The 19594-nt window shown below is 69.9% G+C and carries 21 protein-coding genes; 8 read left to right on the forward strand and 13 right to left on the reverse strand.

The window, feature by feature from the left end; translation table 11 throughout:
- Nucleotides 1-62: 62 nt before the first annotated feature.
- The 4 genes from G406_RS0109390 to G406_RS0109405 all read right to left on the reverse strand — a co-directional run bounded on the left by G406_RS0109390 (nt 63) and on the right by G406_RS0109405 (nt 2739).
- Nucleotides 63-524, reverse strand: a complete 462-nt coding sequence (locus G406_RS0109390) for a hypothetical protein (protein WP_028933627.1) — start codon at nt 522-524, stop codon at nt 63-65.
- 82 nt (nt 525-606) lie between these two features.
- A complete protein-coding gene (locus G406_RS0109395) occupies nt 607-1254 on the reverse strand; it encodes a response regulator (protein ID WP_028933628.1) in 648 nt (215 codons plus the stop codon).
- Nucleotides 1251-2444, reverse strand: coding sequence for a sensor histidine kinase (locus G406_RS0109400; RefSeq protein WP_028933629.1), 1194 nt, complete (start codon nt 2442-2444; stop codon nt 1251-1253). The genes G406_RS0109395 and G406_RS0109400 overlap by 4 nt, the downstream gene beginning before the upstream one ends.
- A 61-nt stretch (nt 2445-2505) precedes the next feature.
- Nucleotides 2506-2739, reverse strand: a complete 234-nt coding sequence (locus G406_RS0109405) for a hypothetical protein (protein ID WP_028933630.1) — start codon at nt 2737-2739, stop codon at nt 2506-2508.
- Between the two features lie 278 nt (nt 2740-3017).
- On the opposite strand from G406_RS0109405, the gene G406_RS45765 reads away from it, so the two are divergent.
- On the forward strand, nt 3018-3872 hold the full coding sequence (locus G406_RS45765; protein ID WP_037075787.1) for a helix-turn-helix domain-containing protein: 855 nt from the start codon (nt 3018-3020) through the stop codon (nt 3870-3872).
- Between the two features lie 82 nt (nt 3873-3954).
- Here the strand turns inward: G406_RS45765 and G406_RS45770 are convergent, their stop codons facing one another.
- Nucleotides 3955-4563, reverse strand: a complete 609-nt coding sequence (locus tag G406_RS45770; RefSeq protein ID WP_037075789.1) for a CGNR zinc finger domain-containing protein — start codon at nt 4561-4563, stop codon at nt 3955-3957.
- Nucleotides 4564-4744: 181 nt separating this feature from the next.
- Between G406_RS45770 and G406_RS0109420 the strand changes: the two genes are divergently transcribed.
- Together G406_RS0109420 and G406_RS0109425 are read left to right on the forward strand one after the other, a co-directional pair.
- Nucleotides 4745-5749, forward strand: a complete 1005-nt coding sequence (locus tag G406_RS0109420) for a quinone oxidoreductase family protein (RefSeq protein WP_028933631.1) — start codon at nt 4745-4747, stop codon at nt 5747-5749.
- A 95-nt stretch (nt 5750-5844) separates the two neighbouring features.
- Nucleotides 5845-6750 (forward strand): NAD-dependent epimerase/dehydratase family protein, encoded by a 906-nt coding sequence (locus G406_RS0109425; protein WP_028933632.1) that lies wholly within the window; start codon nt 5845-5847, stop codon nt 6748-6750.
- 42 nt (nt 6751-6792) lie between these two features.
- Here the strand turns inward: G406_RS0109425 and G406_RS45775 are convergent, their stop codons facing one another.
- Nucleotides 6793-8382: a DHA2 family efflux MFS transporter permease subunit gene (locus G406_RS45775; RefSeq protein ID WP_051341862.1), complete on the reverse strand. Its 1590-nt coding sequence runs from the start codon at nt 8380-8382 to the stop codon at nt 6793-6795.
- 28 nt (nt 8383-8410) lie between these two features.
- Here G406_RS45775 and G406_RS45780 point away from each other — a divergent pair, with 28 nt between their 5' ends.
- Nucleotides 8411-8836, forward strand: a complete 426-nt coding sequence (locus G406_RS45780) for a MerR family transcriptional regulator (RefSeq protein ID WP_064742877.1) — start codon at nt 8411-8413, stop codon at nt 8834-8836.
- A gap of 92 nt (nt 8837-8928) precedes the next feature.
- Here the strand turns inward: G406_RS45780 and G406_RS0109440 are convergent, their stop codons facing one another.
- Both G406_RS0109440 and G406_RS0109445 read right to left on the reverse strand, forming a co-directional pair.
- Nucleotides 8929-9849: a dihydrodipicolinate synthase family protein gene (locus G406_RS0109440; RefSeq protein ID WP_028933633.1), complete on the reverse strand. Its 921-nt coding sequence runs from the start codon at nt 9847-9849 to the stop codon at nt 8929-8931.
- A 13-nt stretch (nt 9850-9862) separates the two neighbouring features.
- Complete coding sequence (locus tag G406_RS0109445) at nt 9863-10660, reverse strand: aldolase (RefSeq protein ID WP_028933634.1); 798 nt, start codon at nt 10658-10660, stop codon at nt 9863-9865.
- Nucleotides 10661-10818: 158 nt separating this feature from the next.
- Here G406_RS0109445 and G406_RS45785 point away from each other — a divergent pair, with 158 nt between their 5' ends.
- A complete protein-coding gene (locus tag G406_RS45785) occupies nt 10819-11388 on the forward strand; it encodes a helix-turn-helix domain-containing protein (RefSeq protein ID WP_211241090.1) in 570 nt (189 codons plus the stop codon).
- A gap of 75 nt (nt 11389-11463) precedes the next feature.
- Here G406_RS45785 and G406_RS0109455 read toward each other — a convergent pair whose 3' ends face one another.
- Both G406_RS0109455 and G406_RS59335 read right to left on the reverse strand, forming a co-directional pair.
- Nucleotides 11464-11850, reverse strand: coding sequence for a cupin domain-containing protein (locus tag G406_RS0109455; protein ID WP_028933635.1), 387 nt, complete (start codon nt 11848-11850; stop codon nt 11464-11466).
- 89 nt (nt 11851-11939) lie between these two features.
- Nucleotides 11940-12320, reverse strand: coding sequence for a helix-turn-helix domain-containing protein (locus tag G406_RS59335; RefSeq protein ID WP_281172415.1), 381 nt, complete (start codon nt 12318-12320; stop codon nt 11940-11942).
- On the opposite strand from G406_RS59335, the gene G406_RS57755 reads away from it, so the two are divergent.
- Nucleotides 12227-12568 (forward strand): hypothetical protein, encoded by a 342-nt coding sequence (locus G406_RS57755; RefSeq protein WP_169736649.1) that lies wholly within the window; start codon nt 12227-12229, stop codon nt 12566-12568. The genes G406_RS59335 and G406_RS57755 overlap by 94 nt on opposite strands.
- 19 nt (nt 12569-12587) lie before the next feature.
- On the opposite strand, the gene G406_RS59510 is transcribed toward G406_RS57755, so the two are convergent.
- From G406_RS59510 to G406_RS0109475, 3 genes are read right to left on the reverse strand one after another with little or no spacing between them, the layout of a single operon-like run.
- A complete protein-coding gene (locus tag G406_RS59510; protein ID WP_342666205.1) occupies nt 12588-13169 on the reverse strand; it encodes a hypothetical protein in 582 nt (193 codons plus the stop codon).
- A gap of 42 nt (nt 13170-13211) precedes the next feature.
- Nucleotides 13212-14801, reverse strand: a complete 1590-nt coding sequence (locus tag G406_RS0109470; protein ID WP_028933638.1) for a 5-guanidino-2-oxopentanoate decarboxylase — start codon at nt 14799-14801, stop codon at nt 13212-13214.
- The gene (locus G406_RS0109475; RefSeq protein ID WP_037075793.1) at nt 14801-16249 is read right to left on the reverse strand and encodes an APC family permease; all 1449 of its coding nucleotides are present in this window, start codon (nt 16247-16249) and stop codon (nt 14801-14803) included. The genes G406_RS0109470 and G406_RS0109475 overlap by 1 nt, the downstream gene beginning before the upstream one ends.
- A 119-nt stretch (nt 16250-16368) precedes the next feature.
- On the opposite strand from G406_RS0109475, the gene G406_RS0109480 reads away from it, so the two are divergent.
- Both G406_RS0109480 and G406_RS0109485 read left to right on the forward strand, forming a co-directional pair.
- On the forward strand, nt 16369-18387 hold the full coding sequence (locus G406_RS0109480) for an acetate--CoA ligase family protein (protein ID WP_028933640.1): 2019 nt from the start codon (nt 16369-16371) through the stop codon (nt 18385-18387).
- Entirely contained in the window at nt 18384-19541 is a 1158-nt protein-coding gene (locus G406_RS0109485; RefSeq protein ID WP_028933641.1) for an acyl-CoA dehydrogenase family protein, read from the forward strand. Before G406_RS0109480 ends, G406_RS0109485 begins: the two co-directional genes overlap by 4 nt.
- The last annotated feature ends 53 nt before the right edge of the window (nt 19542-19594 follow it).

Here is a 19594-nt window from a genome sequence, read left to right on the forward strand (position 1 = left end):
ACACGCATGTGTGTCAACATGTGTCGCTACGCCGGCTGACCTTCGAGCTATCTGAACACGGCTCATGCGCGGGCGACGGCGACGGCCCGCCGCCTCCTCCGGTTGCTGGCGAGCACGACGAGCAGCACGAACAGCTGGGTGGGTCGGTCGAGCCCGGGCAGGTCCGCTTCCACGCCACGCACGACCTTGCGGACTCGACCGATCGGCTCGTTCCCCTCGGCGAGGACCTGCGCCCCGATCCCCTCCGAGTCGCGCCCCAGTCGGAACGTCCGACCGCCGGCCTCGATGGTCCAGTGCGTCAGGCCCTCCCGCTGCGCGGTAGCGAGAAACCTCCCGTCCTGGGAGCTCAGCTGGTGACTCCGGCCGAACGCCGACCCGCTCAGCGTGTAGCGGGATCCGTCGATCTCGACGTCACCGCCTCGGCGCAGGACACGGGCTGAGATCGTCGTGGCGGGAGCGCCGTCCTCGACGATGTCGTAGCGGGGCGGCAGTCCGGTCCGAGAGGCGTGCAGGACAGGGTTCATCTCATTTCTCTTTCTCATTGACGGGCCCGTTCCGGGCAGAATCGTTTCCACACCGCCGCGAATCAGCGGATGCGTCGAGGCCTCAGCGCACGAGGCCCGATCGCCACACCCAGATGGCTACCTCGGTGCGGTTACGCGCCGCGACCTTGCGCTGGATCGCGGTGAGATGGGTCTTCACCGTGGACAGCGAGATCATCAGTTCTCGGGCCATCTCGGCGTTCGTCTGCCCCCTGGCCACCGCTTTGGCCAGTTCCAGCTCGCGCTGGGTCAGTGCGGGATCGGCGGGACGGGCCGAACGACCCAGGGCAGCGAAGTGCGCCAGTAGCCGCGTCGTGATCGATGGTGACGCCAGGGACTCACCGTTGGCCGCCGCGTGCACGGCCTCCACGAGGAACCGGGGGCCCGCGTCCTTGAGGATGAAACCGCACGCGCCCGCGACGAGCGCTTCGTGGACCAGCTCGTCGAGATCGAAGGTCGTCACGATGAGAACCCGCAACGGCTCGGTGACCTCCGGGCCGGCGAGAGCCCTCGTGGCAGCGAGCCCGTCGAGCAGTGGCATGCGGATGTCCATCAGCGTGACGTCCGGCCGCAACTCCTTCGCCAGTGAGACGGCTTGCCTGCCGTTCTCGGCCTCGCCGACCACCTCGAGGTCGGGTTCCCGTTCCAGGATCAGCCGGAATCCGGTGCGTACCAAGGCCTGGTCGTCGGCCAGCAGGACCCGCAGCGTCACGGTTCGATCCCTCCCTCGGACGATCGTGTTGCCACGACGCCGCTCGGCAGGGGCAGCTCGACGAGGACCCGCCAGCTGCTCTCGCCGTGTTCTCCCCAGATCAACGTGCCATCCAATGCCGCGATCCGCTCGCTCATGCCCAGCAAGCCGTATCCCCCTGCCGATCGTCCGCGCCCCCGTCGGTGCCCGTCGTTGATGACCTCGACCATCAGCCTGCGAGCCGCCGCGGTGACCGGCCGCACCGTCACGACGACGTGGTGGGCATCGGGTGCGTGCTTACGCACGTTCGTCAGCGACTCGAGCACCACACGATGGACCGTCGAGACGGTTTCCGGTGCGATACTCAGGTCTTCCAGCCTTGGCTCGAGCCGTAGCGAGACGGCGTCGTCGCCGTCGACCGCCGCCTCGACCGCGTCGGTCAGGCCGCCCATGGACACGGCCGTGGCCTGATCGAGGCGCAGCATCATGACCAGGCGTCGCACCGCGGCCAGTGCCTCCGCCCCGGAGTGCTCGATCTCCTGGATGAGGTCGTGTTCCGGGCCCTCGCCCAGGATCAGCCCGGCGGCCTGGGTACGGACCACCACGCCGGTGATGTGGTGAGCCACCAGATCGTGCAGCTCCCGGGCCAGCGCGAGCCGCTCCCGGTTTCGGGCCGCCACCAGCGCGGCGTCGCGCCGGGCGTCACCATCGCGCAGGATGAGTCCGACAGTGACGCTGCAGCCCCACAGCACCGCCCACACCACGGCGACCGTGATGGGGTTGGCTCCGGTGCCGTAGCGCAGCACCGGAGCGGCCGCTATCGCCAGCCCGCCGAGTACCACCGCCCCGCAGGCGAGCCGGCGCGGTAGGCGGTGGCACCCGGCCCCCACCAGAAGCATCAGGGCCAGTACCTCGGGATCCCCGCTGAGGGTCGCGGCAGGCGCGACGAGGTAGCCGACGAGGCTGGTTCCCAGCGACAGCGCGATCGCCGATGCCGCGAGCGTCGCGATTCGTTCCGGGAACCAGTGCCGTGCCAGCGCGAACACGCCGGCGGCCGTGCCCACCGCGAGGTAGGCGATGCCACCTGCTCCGGGTGCCCCCTCCAGGAACAGCCGATGCACACCGGACTCGACGTTCAGGCCGACCAGGACCAACAGCTCGACGATCACCCACACACGGCGCAACGGTGGTCGATCACCGGTCCGAGTCACCGATCCGTTCTCCTCTCCGCTCGTGTCGACCCAGTGTGTCCGGTGAGATCAACCGGTCGCATCACACGCGGGGACGGTCTTTGTCCCGTCGCGCCTCGGCCGGAAGTATGAGGCCGTCGCGGGCGCCGTCACCGACCCGACCGGGCGGCCCGCCGTCAACGTCCGGTGCGGGCAGAGCGAGTCCCGCCGGGGACGCCGGACAGCCGGCCTCGACGAGCCGCTGGGCCCAGCCGGGGCGGCCGTCGGGGGTGTCGGACCACTCGGTTCCCTGAAGCAGACCGTCGTGGACGAGCACGATGGGGCAGGGCTTGGTGACGTGCTCGGGCGCCTCCCAGCCACGAACATCGGGCCGTGCGCAACGGTGTGCCCGTCGCGGGCGAGGCGTTCCCCGGGTATCCAGAAGCGTCCCCGTCGGCTCGCGCGAACCGTAGTGGCGGACCGGAAGGGGCGAGTACCAGCAGGGCCGGTCGACGTTTGTGAGGTCATGACTCCGACGCCAGGGACGCCGCGGTCTGCTGGGAGGGTGTGTCACACCCATCCGTTCCGGATCGGCCGCCGCTACCGTCGAGCGGTATGAACCGCGACCTTGCGTTGGCAGAGTTCCTCCGCGCGCGTCGAGACCTGGTCACCCCGCGCGACGCCGGGTTGATCGAGGACGACGGTCGACGTGTGCCGGGGTTGCGCCGCGAAGAGGTCGCCCTGCTGGCCGGGATCAGCACCGATTACTACATCCGCCTGGAGCAGGGCCGCGAACGGCGCCCCTCCGGTCAGGTTCTGCAGGCGCTCGCGCGCGCTCTGCGCCTCGACGAGGCCGCCGCCGAGCACCTGTTCCGGCTGGGTCTGTACACGCCACCGTCGCCGGCGCACGGCGACTCGGAGGTAGGTCCCGAGCTGCGCCGGCTGATGGACCAGATGCACCAGGTCCCCGCGTTCGTGGTCGGTCCCGGGCAAGACGTACTGGCCGCCAACGCACTGGCAGGGGCGCTCTACTCGGGCTTCGCGCGCTTCGACAACCTGCTGCGCATGATCTTCCTCGACCCGTTCGCCCGCGACTTCTACCTCGACTGGGACCAGGCCGCACGGGTCGCCGTGCGGAACCTGAGGGCCTCCACCGTCCCGGCCGACGAGCGCACCGAGCAGGTCATCGGCGCACTGAGCGTGCGCAGCCCGGCCTTCGCCGCACTGTGGGCCCGCTACGAGGTGCGCCCGCGCACCACCGAGACCAAGCACTTCCGCCATCCCGACGTCGGCGAGCTGCACTTGCACTTCGAGGCGTTGGCCGTGAGTAGTGCACCTGGCCAGCACCTGTCGGTCTACACCGCGGAGCCGGGCAGCCGCAGCGCCGAGGGACTGGCGCTGCTGTCCACCCTGCGTTGCGCCACTGCCGCCGACGCCCAGGAGCCCGTGCGGGACACACCGGCGGTCTGACGCGACAGGGCGGGAGTGGCAGTGGCGGAAACTTCCTGGCCGGTCCACCCCGTCCCCGCGGCGGGAAGGGGCCGAGGACGGCTCATCGTGAGGTCGGTTGCCTCTTCCTTCGGGCTCGGTAGCCGGAGATCTTGACGAGGTTCCCGCAGCGCTCCATGGAGCACCATCGGCGACGCCTGCCCTGGGTCTCGTCGAGGAAGAGCAGCGAGCAGTCCGGGTGTTCGCACTCCTTGACGCGCTGGGCGTCGGGCCCGCCCAGCAGCGTGGTGGCCTGGCGCGCGATGCGCGCGAGAGCCTCGGACACGGTGCCGGGCGCCGGCTCGGCGCGCAGGCCTTCCGCCGTGGCGACGAGTCGATCGCCGAGCGCGGGACGAGCGCCGATCTCGTTGACCACGGCCACCGCCTCGTCGGCGTCACCGGTGGCCGGCGGGTCGAGGAGAGGGCGAAGCAGGTCGTAGACGGCCTCGCGCAGCCGCAGCGCCAGCTCGAGGTCGGCGTCGGTCGGCTCGGTGAGTGTGCGTGCCTGACCGGAGCCGATCAGCCATCGCGCCAGAGCAGGGGGATCGGGCAGCCGTTCGATCGGCGCGGCGGACCGGCGCCGCCCGAGCGTCGCGACCAGGTCGAGTGGCGCGCTCCCGCCGGTGAAGACGAACGCCGGCCCCCTGTCGGCCTCCTCGGCGGACTGGCTCACCGGGTCACGATATCGCGGTGCGGGTGGGCGGGGAACGTGTCGACGGACCACAGGACTCCGTTCCTCCTCCCACTCGATTCCCCGGTCCGGCCGAGGGGAACAGGTCGACTGGTTGACACCAGTTCAACCGGTGTTCTTTGATGACACTAGTTCAACCGGTGTCGCACGGGGAAGGTGTGGGATGCGTGCTGTGGTGATGGAGGAGTTCGGTGATCCGGACGTGTTGGTGTGGTCCCACCGTCCGGACCCGGTGCCCGGGCCCGGACATGTGGTGATCGCGGTGGAGGCCGCCGGGGTGAACCGGGCCGATCTGCTGTTCCGGTCGGGCAACTACCACCGAGGTCCGGTGCTGCCCTCGGTCCCCGGCCTCGAGGCCGCGGGGACGGTGCTCGCCGTGGGTGAGGCGGTGGAAGAGCTCGCTCCCGGTGATCGTGTCCTCGCCTGGGGCGCGACCGGCGAGCCCGGCTTCTACAGCGAGCAGGCCTCGGTGCCCGCCGTCCGGACGGTGCGGATCCCGGCTGAGGTCCCCTCGGCGGCCGCCGCCTCGCTCCCCACGGCCTGGCTGTCGGCCTGGTACTGCCTGCACCATCTCGGCGCGATCGTCGAAGGGCAGACCGTTCTGGTGCACGCCGGGGCCAGCGGTGTCGGCAGTGCCGCGGTACAGATCGCCAAGGACGCGAAGACGCGGGTGATCGCCACCGCGGGCGGCGTTCACAAGAGCGGCTGGGTGCGTGACCTCGGAGCCGACGAGGTGCTCGACCACAACCTCGTCGACGTCGCGGCCGAGATCGCCCGGCTGACCGACGGCCGAGGCGCCGACATGGTGCTCGACCTCGTCGGGGGTGACACCTTCGCGGTCAGCCTGCGCTCGGTCGCTCGCGCCGGGACGGTCGTGGCGATGGCCAACGTCGCGCTGGAACCCAGCCGGATCGACACGCGGGACTTCTACCCCAGGAACGTCCACATCCACGGCTTCCAGATCACCGACCTGCTCGAGCACGGCTACGACCCACGCCCCGACCTGCGGGAGCTGCTCGCCGGGATCGCCGGCGGCCGCTTCCACGTCCCGATCGACTCGACCTACCCGCTCTCCGACGCCGCGGCCGCGCACCGCAGGCTCGCCTCCCGCGCCGCGCTCGGCAAGGTCGTCCTCACTCCCGGCGCGAACTCAGCTGACCTCGCATAGCCAGGGTGCACTGCACACAGGTTGTGCGTACGCGACGTGCAGGCTGGGTATGCGAAGTCGCTCGATGCCGCCACCGCGACGAACAGGACAGGGACATGCCGGTACTCGTGACGGGTTCCGCCGGACTCATCGGCCACGCGGTGCGGACCCGGCTGGAGGCAAGGGGTACCTCGGTCGTCCCGGTGGATCGTGACGCGCGCTCCGTCGACGGAATCGAGCAGGTGGCGTGCGACGTCACCGACCCGGTCGCGCTGGAGCGGATCGTGGCCTCGCGGCGGGTGACGGCCGTCGTCCACTGCGGCGCGGCGTCCGGTCCGACGGTCGAGAGCGACAACCCGCGAGGCGTCGTCGAGGTCAACGTCGGCGGCACCGCGAACCTGCTGGAGATCAGTCGGCGTCACCGGATCCGCCGCTTCGTCTACTGCTCGTCGATCTCCGCCTACGGGGTGACCCCACCGGCGCCGGTCCCCGAGAGCGCGCCGCTGCGACCGTTGGACGTCTACGGCGCGACCAAAGCCGCCGGTGAACACCTGGTCGCGGCCTATGCGGCGCAGCACGGCCTGGACGGAGTGTCGCTGCGGATCGCGACCGTGTTCGGGCCGCGACGGCGTACCGACTGCCTCATCCGTACGTTGCTGCGGGACGCCGCGGCGGGCCGGGCCACGTCCGTCGCGATCGCCGCCGACGCGCCGCAGCAGTACGTGCACGTCGACGACGTGGCGGCCGCCGTGGTCGCCGCGCTGGACGCCGACGGCGTGATCGGGCCGTACAACGTCGCCGGCGGCACCGTCCAGACCGTCCAGGACGTCATCGACCGCGTGCACCGGATCGACCCCCGCTGCCGGGCGACGCCCGCACCCGCCGATCCCGGCGGCGCCCAGCTGTGGCCGGCCCGTCTCGATCTTGCCGCCGCCGCGCAAGCCCTGGGCTGGAGGCCGGTCAAGAACTCCGACGACGCCGTGCACGAGTACCGCAGGTGGCTGGAGCACCACGAGGCGTGACGCTTCGCGCGGCCACGCACGTGGCTCCGGCGGCGACGGATCTCAGGACTCGGCTCGGGGTGGGCGTCGCATGAACAGGGCCAGCACCAGGCCCACCAGGGAGACTCCGGCCAAGGCGATGAACATGTCGGCGTACGCCAGCGCCTGCACTTCGTGCGAGAGCCCTTCGTAGAGTCCGGCGAGCATGCTGTCGGGCCGGCCGACGGAGGCCGAGTAGGCCGCTTCCCGCCCTCCGGGTAGGCCCATGAGGGAGGTCGGGGTGAGCACCGCGCCTCGGTCGGCAGTCAGCTGTGCGTCGGCCCGGGTGACCAGGGCGCCCATCGCGGCAACTCCCATCGCGGAGGCCACGCGCTGCATGACGTTGTTCATCGCTCCGCCTTGGCCCACCAGGGACGGGGGGAGCCAGTTGAGGCCGTTGGTCATGATCGGCATCAGACCCAGCCCGCCGCCGAGCACCCCCACCGCCGCCCAGGTCGCGACCTCGGTCCGGGTCATGTGGACGCTGATGCCGGTCGCCAGCAGCAGCGCACCGACCACGGTGCCGCACAGCCCGATCACCGCCGGCACCCGAGGGCCGACGCGGTCGTAGAGCACCCCGGCGACCGGGACGAGTACCGCCATGACCACGCCCATCGGCAACAGGAGCATGCCGGTGTCGTGGGCGCCGAGCCCCTGGGCACTCTGCAAGAACTGCGGCAGGTAGAAGACCGTTCCGAACACTCCGAGCAACAACACACCGATGATCAGCAGCGAGTTCACGTACGGCCAGCAGCGCAGCACGCGCAGGTCGAGCAGCGGGTGGTCCACCTCGTTCTCGATGACCACGAACAGGGCCAGTGAGATCAACGAGGAGGCGGCGAGAATCATGATCGGGTACGAGTCCCAGTGCCATCTGGTGCCCTTGGCCGTCACCACGATCAAGCCGGTCAGTCCGTAGCCGAAGGTCGCGAAGCCCCACCAGTCGAACGGGGGCACCACGCGCGCCTTCTCGAGGCTGGGCAGCAGCAGGATCCCGGCGATGACCGCGGCGATGCCGAGCGGTGTCTTGAAGTGGAAGATCCATCGCCAGCTCAGGTCCTGGACGATCAGGCCGCCCAGGGTGGGCCCGATGCTGGGCGACACGGCCACCCCGAGCCCGTAGAGCCCCATCGCGGCACCGATCTTCTCCTTGGGCACGATCTGGAAGATCATCGAGATCGTCACCACGGGCACGATGCTGCCGGGGATCGCCGTGAGCACCCGGAAGGCGATGAGGCTGTCGAGGTTCCAGGCCATACCGCACAGGGTGGAGCCGGCCAGGAACCCGATCAGGGTGAGCCGGTGCAGCAGGGTCAGGCCGAGTCGCTGTGACAACCACGTGCTCAGCGGAACGAACAGGCCCAGGCCGAGCGAGTAGGCCGTGCTGACCCAGGCCATGTCGTCCGAGCCGCCTCCCAGATCCTTCTGGATGTGCGAGATGGCCACATTGACGATGCCACTGTCGAGCGGGGGCAGAAAGCTACCGACCATCAGCACCAGTAGCGGCGGCAGCCACGCCGAACCGGTGGGTGCCGCACGCGAGGTCGGGGTGCGCGTCCGACCGGTGGGCGCGGGGCGGGCATCGGTATCCGGGGCAACGATCGAAGTGGACATGCCGCCGATGGTTCGACTTAATGTCGACATGAAGTCAAGTTCGATGACGATCGGCCAGGTGGCCGGCCACTTCGGCCTACCGACACACGTCCTGCGTCACTGGGAGTCGATGGGTCTGCTGCAACCCGCGCGCGTCCACGGCGACCGCCGTCGCTACACCTACGATGACCTCGTCCGAGTCGCGTCGATCGTCGTGGTCAAGCGAGCCGGGTTGTCACTGGTGGACATCCGGGAGTTCCTCGGTTCGATGCACACCACCACCCGCAACGAGGTTCTCCGCCGCAACCGCGACGCGCTGCGGGCCAAGATGACAGCACTGCGGTCGGCTCTGGAACTGCTCGAGGCCGCCTTGGACTGCCCGTACAACGACATCACCACGTGCCCGATCTATCGGACGAACCTGGCCGAGCTGGTCGACACCGACTCGGACACCACGCGGCGGGTGACCGGTTGATCGAGGCCGGCTGAGTCGTTCGTGGGGAGCACCGCCTCGCAACACGAGCCTCTGCGAAGTCGCCCCAGGTGTTGCTCGTGTGGGTAGGCGGACTAGGCGCTTGTCCGAGCCAGCTCGTGCGCATTGGACAGCAGTGATGCGAGGTGTCTGGTCTCGGGCTCCTCCAGCGGGAGGAGGGGCAGACGCGGTTCGCCTACGTCGAGGCCGAGTGTCCGCAGGCCTGCTTTCACCGTGGTGGGCAGTCCGCCGTTGAGGATGAACTCCAGGATCGGAAGCATGTCGCGGAACTGCCGGCGTGCGTCGGTCAGCGATCCGGACTGCATGGCGTCCCATAGGTTCAGGCAGTGGCGGGGGATCAGGCAGGGCGCTGCGGTGCACCAGCCGGCGGCTCCGGCCGCGAGGGCTTGGAAGATCAGGGGGTTGCTTCCGTTGAAGAAGGGCACCCGGCCGTCGGTCAGCTGGGCGATGCGCTGCATTCGGGTGATGTCGCCGCTGGACTCCTTGATCATGGTGATGTTGTCGACGTGTTCGACCAGGTGGACGAGGAAGTCGGGGGACATGTCGATTCCGCTGGTCGCCGGGTTGTTGTAGACCATGATCGGGAGGTCGATCGCGCCGGCGACGGTCGTGAAGTGCCGGAGGAGCTCGCGCTCGGACAGTTTCCAGTAGGACGCGGGCAGCAGCATGACGGTGTCCGCGCCGTACCGCTGGGCCGCGACCGCGCGGCGTACGGCGCCGGCGGTGGTGAGGTCGGAGATGCCGACGACGGTGGGGACGCGCCCCGCGACGGCCGAGATGGTCCGTTCGGCGACGGTGTGCCATTCCTCGTCGGTGAGGTAGGCGCTCTCACCGGTGCTGCCCAGCGGCGCGATGGCGTGGACACCTGATTCGACGAGTTTGTCGATCAGCTTGGCCAGCGCGTCGGTGTCGATGCCGGAGTTCGAGCCGGAGCCCGATGAGGTGAACGGCGTGACCGGGTAGGCCACGATGCCCTGGATGGTGGGAGCGGACATGGATGTCTCCTGGTTAGTGCGCGGGGCTGGTCTGGGCGAGTGCGTCGGAATGGTGGCGTAGTGCCTTGCGGGCGTAGTAGGCGAAGTTGGCCTGGCTCCGTTTGCCGGTCAGGGTCCAGTCGTGGGCTTCGCGCGCGAGGTCGTCGGGAAGCGGCTGGATCGTGCCGGCGGCCATGGCGAGCAGTTGCAGGCGCGCGGCCCGCTCGATCAGTACCGCGAGCGAGCATGCTTCCTCGACCGTCGAGGCGGCGACGACCTGACCGTGGTGGGCGAGCAGGACCGCACGCTTGTCCCCGAGCGCGGCGGAGATGATCTCGCCCTCTTCGTTGCCGACGGGGACGCCGGGCCAGTCCTTGAGGAAGGCGCAGTCGTCGTACAGGGGGGCGAGGTCCATCTGGGACACCTGTAGCGGGACCTCGAGCATGGACAGCGCCGCGACGTGCAGCGGATGAGTGTGGATCACGCAGTTGACATCGGGGCGTGCGCGGTAGATCCATGAGTGGAAGCGGTTCGCCGGGTTGGGCATCCCGCCGCCGGAGACCACCGTGAGGTCCTCGTCGACCAGGACCAGGTTGTCCTCGGTGACCTCGTCGAACCCGAGACCGAGTTGCTGGGTGTGGAACGTGCCGTCCTCCGCACGCGCGGTGATCTGGCCCGCGAGGCCGGAGTCGTGTCCGGCGTCGAACAGGATGCGGCAGGTGAGCGCCACCTTCTGCTTCACCGTCCAGGCGCTGTCTCCGATCATCTTCTCCATGTCGCGCCGGGAGCGCGTCATGAGGACTTCCTTGCTGTCGTGCAGCGTGGTTGCCATGTGCTTCCCCTCCTCGAGCTAGCTAAGGAAACCATGTGTACTGTAGGACACAAGGTGTCATACAGCAAGAAGCGCACCCGAATCGAGGTCGCGTCGCCGCCGTGAATACTGGGCGGAGCGCGATGACCTCGACACACACGTCGGGCGGGAGGGCACGGGTGGCAACTGTCAGCTTGAGGATGTTGCGGCGTGAGAACGGGCTCACGCTCGAGGCACTGGCCACCCGGACGGGGCTGACCAAGTCCTATCTGTCCAAGATCGAACGCGGCCACAGCGTTCCGTCGATCGCGTCGGCGATCAAGCTCGCCGACGCACTGAACGTCGAGGTCGGGTATCTGTTCGGTCAGCACGACCAGTCGGTGCTGATCAAGGTCGACCGTGCCAGCGACCGAATCTCACTGGCGCCGACCTCGTCGAGCGAGGGCTCGCGGTACGACGGCATCGCCGTCGGGATGACCGACAAACAGATGTTGCCGTTCGTCCTCTACCCGCCCACCGTCGAGATCGACTGTGTCTTCCGTGAACACGCGGGCGACGAGCTCGTCATCGTCCACCGCGGATCGGTGGAGGTGCAGTTCCCCGATCATGCCGTCGTTCTCGGCGAGGGGGACACGGCCTACTTCAAAGGCGGTATACCCCACCGGTTCCGATCGGTGGGCGAGGTGCAGGCCAGCATGTTCGTCGTCATCGGTGCCGTCGCCGAGCACGAGCCGAGAGCCGATCGCTGAGGAACCCTTCGGGCGTTCGAGAGTGCGGGCAGCGTTGAGGACGGTGCCCGCACTCTCGTTCGGCGGGCCGGCGGTCTACTCGACCCGGACGTACTGCTTCAGGAAGTGGCCCGGCATGTCCCAGGTGAAGTCTCCGTGCTTGGTGAGCATCCCGGACTCGCCGGGGCCGAGCTCGAGCCGGACTCCGGTCTGCCGGTTGGTGATGATCACCCGGCCTTCCAACACGATGAAGTACTCGTCGAAGGGGTAGTCGTCGGTCTGTAGCACTCCGGCCCGGCTCTCCCACAGCCGCACGGCGAAGTGCCCGTCGGCGGACACGTAGTTGGTGGCCTCGCGGCACTCGCCTGCGAAGCCGTCCGGGCCGCCCACCACCATCTCCGGCGGGTACTGGCCGTTGGAATCGAGTGGGGCATCGGTGCGCATCGGTGCGCAGTCCCGAACCACGGTCGTCGTCTCGGACATCGTGACCTCCTTTGGTCAGACCGCAATGGTGCTCGTGGGTACCGGTACCGGACGCGGATCCGCGTGCACACCGGGCGGATCCGCGTGCACTACTCGTGGACGCCCGACCGGTACCGGCCGGGCGTCATGCCGTACGCGGCGCGGAACGCGCGCTCGAACCCCCGGATGTCACCGAACCCGTGTCGCGTGGCCCGCGCGAGGACCGGCATCTCGGCCAGCCGGGGATCTCGGAGATCCCGTGCACAGCGGCGCAGGCGTCGCCTCCGGATGTGGGCGGCGACCGAGTCGGGCTCCTCGGCGAACAGTGCGTGCAGCGCGCGCAGGGACATGTGGTGCGCGGCAGCGATCCGTCCTGGTGTGAGGCCGGGTCGGACAGGTGCACGCCGATGTAGTCCTTGACCCGCGCCAGGGTGGCCTGTCGGTGGGGCGGGCGGACGGCACCGTCGGACACGCAGTCGCGCGGCAGACAGATCACCAGGTCGGTGAGGTCCTCCACGATGCGATCCGGGGCCGACGGCGCCAGCTCGTCGGCATGGTCGGCCAGGTCGGTGAGGAACCGGGAGACCAGCCCGCCGGCGCCGCCGCCCCAGGCAGCAGCCGTGCGGTGAGCTCGCGGCACTCGGCCTCGGCCAGCCTGACGGCGGTCCGGGGCAACGTGAACACACTCGCCGCCCACGGGCCGTCGAAGGACCAGGGGAACGGGCGGGTGGTCTCCTAGACGACCAGATCGCCTGGCTTCAAGCTGACCTGCCGGTCGTCCTGGTCCAGCCGGACGCCGCCGTTGCGCGCGAGCGATCTGCCAGAGCTGGGGGTCGGTGCTGGAGGTCTCCATGCGACCGCGGGTTATCTGCTGTGGGGAGGAACTCAGCGAGGTGACCGACAGGTCGCCGACGTGCGTGCTGCCTAGCGATCCGGTGAACGTGGCCGGGTCGAGGCACGAGATGTCCAGTGGGACGAAGGTCTTGGACATGGCTCGGCGCCACGGCTCGATCGAGTGTCGACGGCGGTCCTCGCGCTCGTTTCTCACACCGCCGGGGCGCTATCCTCGGGTGGCGCCGGACGGAATCGTCCTCATCGGGCCGCCCGCCGGTCCAGGATGGGGCGGAGTGCCTCCAGAACGCCTGGGTCGTCGATGGTCGAGGGCACGGGTTCTTCTCCTCCGTTCGCGATGCCGCGTATGGCTGTGCGGAAGATCTTCCGGAGCGGGTTCTCGGCAGGGCGGGCACGACCGCGATGTCGCGTAGTGACGCGACGGCGCTGATCTGCTCACGAACCATGCGGACGAGCTCGGCGACCTGGAGCTGTCCGAGAGAACACATCGCTGGGCATAGCGTTCCGGAAATGCTCCGTGGAGACAGCGGTCAGCGCTCGGGTGTGCGGTCCTCCGAGATCCAGAGCAGCGTGGGACGGTCGGCCTGCCAGGCCGAGGCGACCTCGGCCGTCAATGCCGTGGGGTCGTCGATCCGTATGCCGTGGCAGCCCATCGAGCCGGCCAGTGCGGCGAAGTCGACCGGAGCCAGGTCGACCGCGACGGGCCGGTCGCCCCGGTCGACCATCTCGTTGCGGATCTCGCCGTAGCCGCCGTTGTCCACGACCAGGACCGGCAGCGCGAGGCCGAGCTGAGCGGCGGTGGCCAGCTCGGCGACGGTGAACATGATCCCGCCGTCGCCCAGGACCGCGAGCACCCGCGCATCGGGTGCGGCGACGGCGGCGCCGATCGCGGCGGGCAGCCCGTAGCCGAGGGTTCCGGCGCCGGTCGGGTAGAGGAAGCCCGCCGGCCGGTGGACCCTGAGCCCGGACAGCAGACCGTAGTAGCAGGTCATCGTGCTGTCTCCGGCGACGATCGTCGTGCTGTCCACGACGGGGGCCAGCGCGGTCAGGATGTCGCGCCAGCGCCTGCCCTCGGCCTCGGCGTCGGCACCCAGCGCGTCCCGTGCCGATCGTGCACGATCGTCGTCGGGCCGGTCCCCGGGTAGTCGCGCGGTCAGTGCGGCGAGGGTGGCGCCGGCGTCGCCGAGCAGACGGATGGCGGGGTCGGCGTTCGTGACGATCGCGGAGGCATCGACGTCGATCCGGATCAGGGTTCCGGGCAGGGCGTACGGACCGTTCCACAGGTCCGAGGGCGCCAGCTCGGTGCCGACCGCGAGGACGACGTCGCTGTTCTCGACGAGTCGCCGCGCGCTGGGGTGGTGCAGACCGGCACCGACGGACAGCGGATGGTCCTCGTCGAGGACGCCCTTGCCGTTGGCGGTGGTCAACACGGGTGCGGCGCAGCGTTCGGCCAGCGCCCGCAGCTGTCCGGACGCTCCCTTTGCGCCGCCACCGGCCAGGACCACCGGCCGGTGCGCCGCGCCGAGCGCCGCGGCGGCCGCGTCCAGCGCGGGCTCCGGGGGAACGGCGAGCGAGCGCTGGACCGGAGCCGTGAGTGTGACGTCGCCACATGCGTCGAACAGGTCGAGTGGAATCTCCAGGTGCACCGGCCGAGGTCGCCCGCCGAGCATCGAGGAGAACGCGTTCGCCACGGCGAGCGGAATCTCCGCCACGGACCCGACGCGGTGGCTGTAGGCGACGAGTGCGGCCATCGCGGCGCGCTGGTCGCGCACCTCGTGCAGATAGCCGTTCCCGAGCCCGGGGTGCCCGGTCGGCAGCCCGGGGGAGATGAACAGCACCGGGACCGAGTCGGACCAGGCCTGCGCGGCCGAGGCGGCGGCGTTCAGGATCGCGGGTCCGGTCGTCGTCAGGCACACGCCCGGGCGACCGCTGACCCGGGCGTAGCCGTCGGCGGCGTAGCCGGCGCCCTGTTCGTGGCGGGTCAGGATGGTGCGCAGGCCCGCCGAGGTCAGGGCCGCGAACGCACCGAGGTTATGGGTGCCCGGGATCCCGAACACCGTGTCCACCCCGTGCGCGCTCAGCGCGGTGACGAGCGCTTCGCCTCCGGTGAGGGTCGCCATCAGCGTGCCACCTGCGTGGTGCGGTCGTCCTGGGCGTCGGCACCGCCCAGCCGGTCGAGGGCCTGTGGGTGGCGGCGGCGCAGCACCCGGTAGAGCACGACGGTTCCGACCAGCAGAGCGAAGAACAACCACGCAACGACACCCTTCGCGCCGGTGGGGAAGGGCGCGAAGGAAAACGAGTAGACCAGGATCGCGCCGGCGGCGGCGAGCAGCGTGGCCAGTGCGATGCCAGGGCGTAGCTGCCGGGTACGTGCCGCATGCACGCCCGCGCAGATCGTGGTCAGGCCGTAGGAGACGATCAACATGTAACCGGCGAACGTGCCCAGCAGACCGTAGGAGGTCTCCGCGCGGACCAGTATCGCGCCGAGCGCGCCGACCACCCCGAAGAACACGCCGACCGTCAGCACCGCCGCCGACGGGGCGGTACGCGCGGCACCGACCCTGGACAGTCCGCGCGGCAGCATGCCGTCCTTCGCCATGGTGAACACAGTGCGGCTGGTACCGGCCAGGATCCCGAGCGTCGAGCCGAAGAAGCTGATCGCGACGCCCGGGTCGATCAGGAAACCGATCCAGCCAACGCCGTTGTTGGCCGCGAGCAGATCCAACGGTGCGTCCAGCTGGGTCATCGGGACGTCGCGCAGGCCGAGCACGATCACGTAGGTGGCGAGGATGTACAGCACGCCACAGCCGAGCACCGAACCGAGCACCGACACGCTGACCGCGCGGTGCGGCTCGGCGGCCTCCCTGCCGAGGGTGACGGCGTGGTCGAAGCCGGCGAGGGAGAACACCGAGAACCCGGCGGTGGCCAGGATGGCCGTGGCGCTGAATCCGGAGAAGTCGAACTGGCGGGCGTCGAACGGTCCGCCCGGTGCCCTGACCAGGATCGCCACCAGCAGGATCACGATCACCGCGACGGTCAGGAACTCGATGGCCAGCAGCAGCTTCGCGGACAGCTTCACCTCACGCAGCGACAGCCAGGTGACCAGTACGGCGACGACCGCGGCGACGGCTCCCAGGGTCGCGGCGTTGTCCGGTACCCCGAACTTGCGCAGCCAGGCATTCAGGTAGATCGCCGAACCGAGCACACACGCCGGCCCGGACACGAGTGACGAGCACAGGTGGAAGATCATCACGAAGTAGCCGCCGCCACGCCCGACCGCGCGGGTGGTCAGCACGTAGATGCCGCCGGTCGTCGTGAACCGCTTGGCGAGCCAGGCGATACCGCCGGCGAAGCCGAGTACCAGCGCCGAGGTGACCGCCCAGGTCAGCCAGCTGAGTGGACCGGCGATCTCCACGACGACGCCGATCGCCAGCGCAAGTGTGGACGCGGGCGCGAGCACGCCGAGAGCGACGCCGAACACCGCCCAGGAGGGGAGCTGGCCCCGGCGAAGCTCGCCCGAATCTGTGTCCTGCACCGCGTCCTCCGGTGGATCGTCATCGATCGTCATGCCAATAACTGGCTGGCTGGTTAGTTATGTTCGTGGTGTCGGTAGTGCCTGTCAACAGCCAGTTTTCGCTCTTGACGGCATCGGCGAAGCGGCCACTATAATTGACTGGTGACTCAGTTATGAGCTTGTCGATGTTCCGCGACCCCGCGTCGGTCGCCGTGGTCGGTGCTTCGGAGGACGAGACGAAATGGGGGTACTGGCTGGCCCGAGGCGCATTGCGGGGTAGCCATCGGCGCGCGGTCGAGCTGGTCAACCGGCGGGCCGGCACGTTGTTCGGCCGCCCCTGCTCGGTGAGCATCACCGCACTGGATCGGGCGCCGGAGCTCGTCGCGCTGTGTGTGCCGGCGCCGATGGTCGCCGGGGTCGTGGAGGAAGGGCTCGCTCTCGGCGTCCGGGGGTTCCTCGGCATCACGGCGGGTGTGCCGGACGAGTGTGCGCTCGCGGCTCGGGTCCGCGACGGCGGGGCACGGCTGCTCGGCGCGAACAGCCTCGGCATCTTCGACGCCGCGACCGAGCTGGAGCTGGCCTGGGGCCGGTTCGAGGCGGGGCCGTTGGCGATCGTCTCGCAGAGTGGTCAGCTGGGATCGGAGCTGGCGATCCTCGGGGCCCGGGTCGGTCTGGGGATTTCCCGCTTCGTGTCGATCGGCAACCAGTCCGATGTCTCGGCGGCGGAGGTGCTCGCTGATCTGGCCGAGCACGAGCCGACCAGGGTGATCGCGCTCTACCTGGAGAGTTTCACCGAGGCCGAGGAGCTGTTCGGCGTGCTCACCGCGCTGCGCGCGACCGGTAAACCGACGCTGCTGCTCACCGTCGGTGCGGGGGAGGCGAGCAGCAGGCTGGCCCGATCCCACACTGGCTCACTCACCTCCCGGACTGACGTCGTGGACGCCGCGTGCCGGATGGCGGGGGTCGCGAGAGTGAGGACACCCGCTGAGCTGATCGACCTCGCCCGTGCCTGTCTCACCGGCGTGGGCGTACGCGGGCACCGGGTCGCGGTCGTCGGGGACAGCGGCGGACAGGGCGGTGTGGCGGCGGACCTGGCGGACGCGGTCGGGCTGGTGGTGCCAGCGTTCCCCGCCGGGCTGCACGAGCGACTCGCCGATGCGCTACCCGAGGGCGCGGCCACCGGCAACCCGGTGGATCTCGCGGGTGCGGGCGAGCGGGACCTGGCCAGCTACGCCGACACGGTCGAGGCGGTACTGGCCGACGACACCATCGACGCCGCTGTGCTGACCGGCTACTTCGGTCGTTACGCCGAGGACGTTCCGGGCCTCGCCGAGCACGAGCGGCAGATCGCGCGGCAGCTCGGCGCGGTGTCGCACAGGCACGGCAAGGCCCTGGTCGTGCACAGCATGGCCGAACCGGGCACGAGTACCGCGCAGCTGTGGAGCGCCGGGGTGCCCACGTTCGGCGACATCGGTTCCTCGATGCGGACGCTGGCCGGGCTGGCCGCGCTGCGGCCAAGAGGGACCGAACCGATGCCGCCGCTCCCCGAGCCGGAGCACGAACCGGTGGACGGGTACTGGGCGGCCCGGGAGGCACTGGGCAAGCACGGCGTCCGGTTCCCCGACGGTCGCCAGGTCCGCTGCCGCGACGACCTTCTGGGGACCGGGCTGCGGATGCCGCTGGTACTCAAGGCCGGCTGGGTGGCGCACAAGAGCGAGGTCGGCGGCGTCGCGGTGGGGATCACCGACACCGAGGCGCTGCTGGCCGCGTTCGACCGGATGTACGCCGCGCTGGGCCCGGGGGAGTACGTGCTGGAGGAGCAGGACCGTCGGCCGGACGTCGTCGAGATGCTCGTCGGCGCCCGCCGCGACCCCGGATTCGGGCCGGTCGTCCTCGTGGGCGCGGGCGGCACCGAGGCCGAGGTGTGGGCGGACACCACCGTCGAGCTTGCCCCCCTCGGCTCCGAGACCGCGACCGACATGCTCGACCGGCTGCGCTGCGCGACCCTGCTGGCCGGATGGCGCGGCCGTCCTCCGGTGGCGACACAGGCGCTGGCCGAGGTGGTGTCGGCCGTGTCCCGGTATGTCACCGCGAACGACTGGATCACGGAGCTGGAACTGAACCCGGTCCGTGTCGGAACCGACGGCGTCCTTGCCGTGGACGCCCTGATCATCAGGAGAGACCAACGATGAAGAGCACCTCCGCATGGTCGTTGACCGACGAGCAGCGCCAGATCGTCGAGCTGTGCCGGGACTTCGCGGCCAAGGAGATCCGTCCGCGCGGACGGGAGGTGGACGAGGCCGACATCGTCACCCCGGTGGACCTGTTCGCCAAGGCCGCGAAGGTCGGCATCACCGACTTCATGCTCCCTGACGAGTACGGCGGCGGCGGTTTCACCGACGTGTTCACCCAGTGCCTCGTGCAGGAGGAGCTCTGCTGGGGTGACCCGGGCATCGGGAACCTGGTGTGTTCCAACGGCTTCTTCGCCGATCCGATCCTTGCCCTGGGTACCGAGGAGCAGAAGCGCGCCTGGCTCACCCCGCTCGCCGGCCCGGACACCCCGATGACCGCGCTGGCCACGACCGAACCGGACTCGGGCTCCGATGCCGCGTCGATCGTCACCACCGCGCGTCGGGTCGACGGCGGCTATCGGATCAACGGTCAGAAGGCATGGATCTCCAACGCGGGCGCGGCGGAGCTCTACGTGGTGTTCGCCAAGACCGACCGCACGAAGCGCTCCGCCGGGGTCACGGCGTTCCTGCTGCGCAAGGACAGCGAAGGTCTGTCCTTCGGCCAGCCCATGCGCAAGATGGGTCAGCGCGCGATCGTCTGCCGAGAGATGTTCTTCGACGACGTCTTCGTGCCGGAGGAGCAGCGGCTCGGCGACGAGGGCCAGGGCTTCTACGGCCTGATGACCACGTTCGACATCTCCCGGGTGGTCCTCGGCTCGGCCGCGCTCGGTGCCGCGCGCGCCGCCTACGAGTACGCGCTGGAGTACGCGCGGACCCGCAAGCAGTTCGGGGTTCCGATCATCGAGCACCAGGCGGTCGCCTTCCGCCTCGCCGACATGGCCACCCGGATCGAGTCCGCGAGGCTTCTGGTGCACCACGCGGCACGGGTCATCGACTCGGGCGAGCGGGCCACCGGGCTCGCCGCGATGGCCAAGCTGACCGCGACCGAGAGCGCGATGTTCGTGACCTGGGCGGCGGTGCAGACGCTCGGCGGCTGGGGGTACTCGAGGGAGCACCCGGTCGAGCAGTGGATGCGGGACGTGAAGCTGGAGGAGATCGAGGAGGGCACCTCCGACATCATGCGGCTGGTCATCTCCCGCAACCTGACCCCCTGACGGGCGACGGGGGTGGTTCCGGCCGCCCTCGGCCCGGCCGCACGTCGTAGGAT

This window comes from Actinospineispora spinosispora DSM 44797 (assembly GCF_000429025.1).
Lineage (GTDB): Bacteria > Actinomycetota > Actinomycetes > Mycobacteriales > Pseudonocardiaceae > Pseudonocardia > Pseudonocardia spinosispora.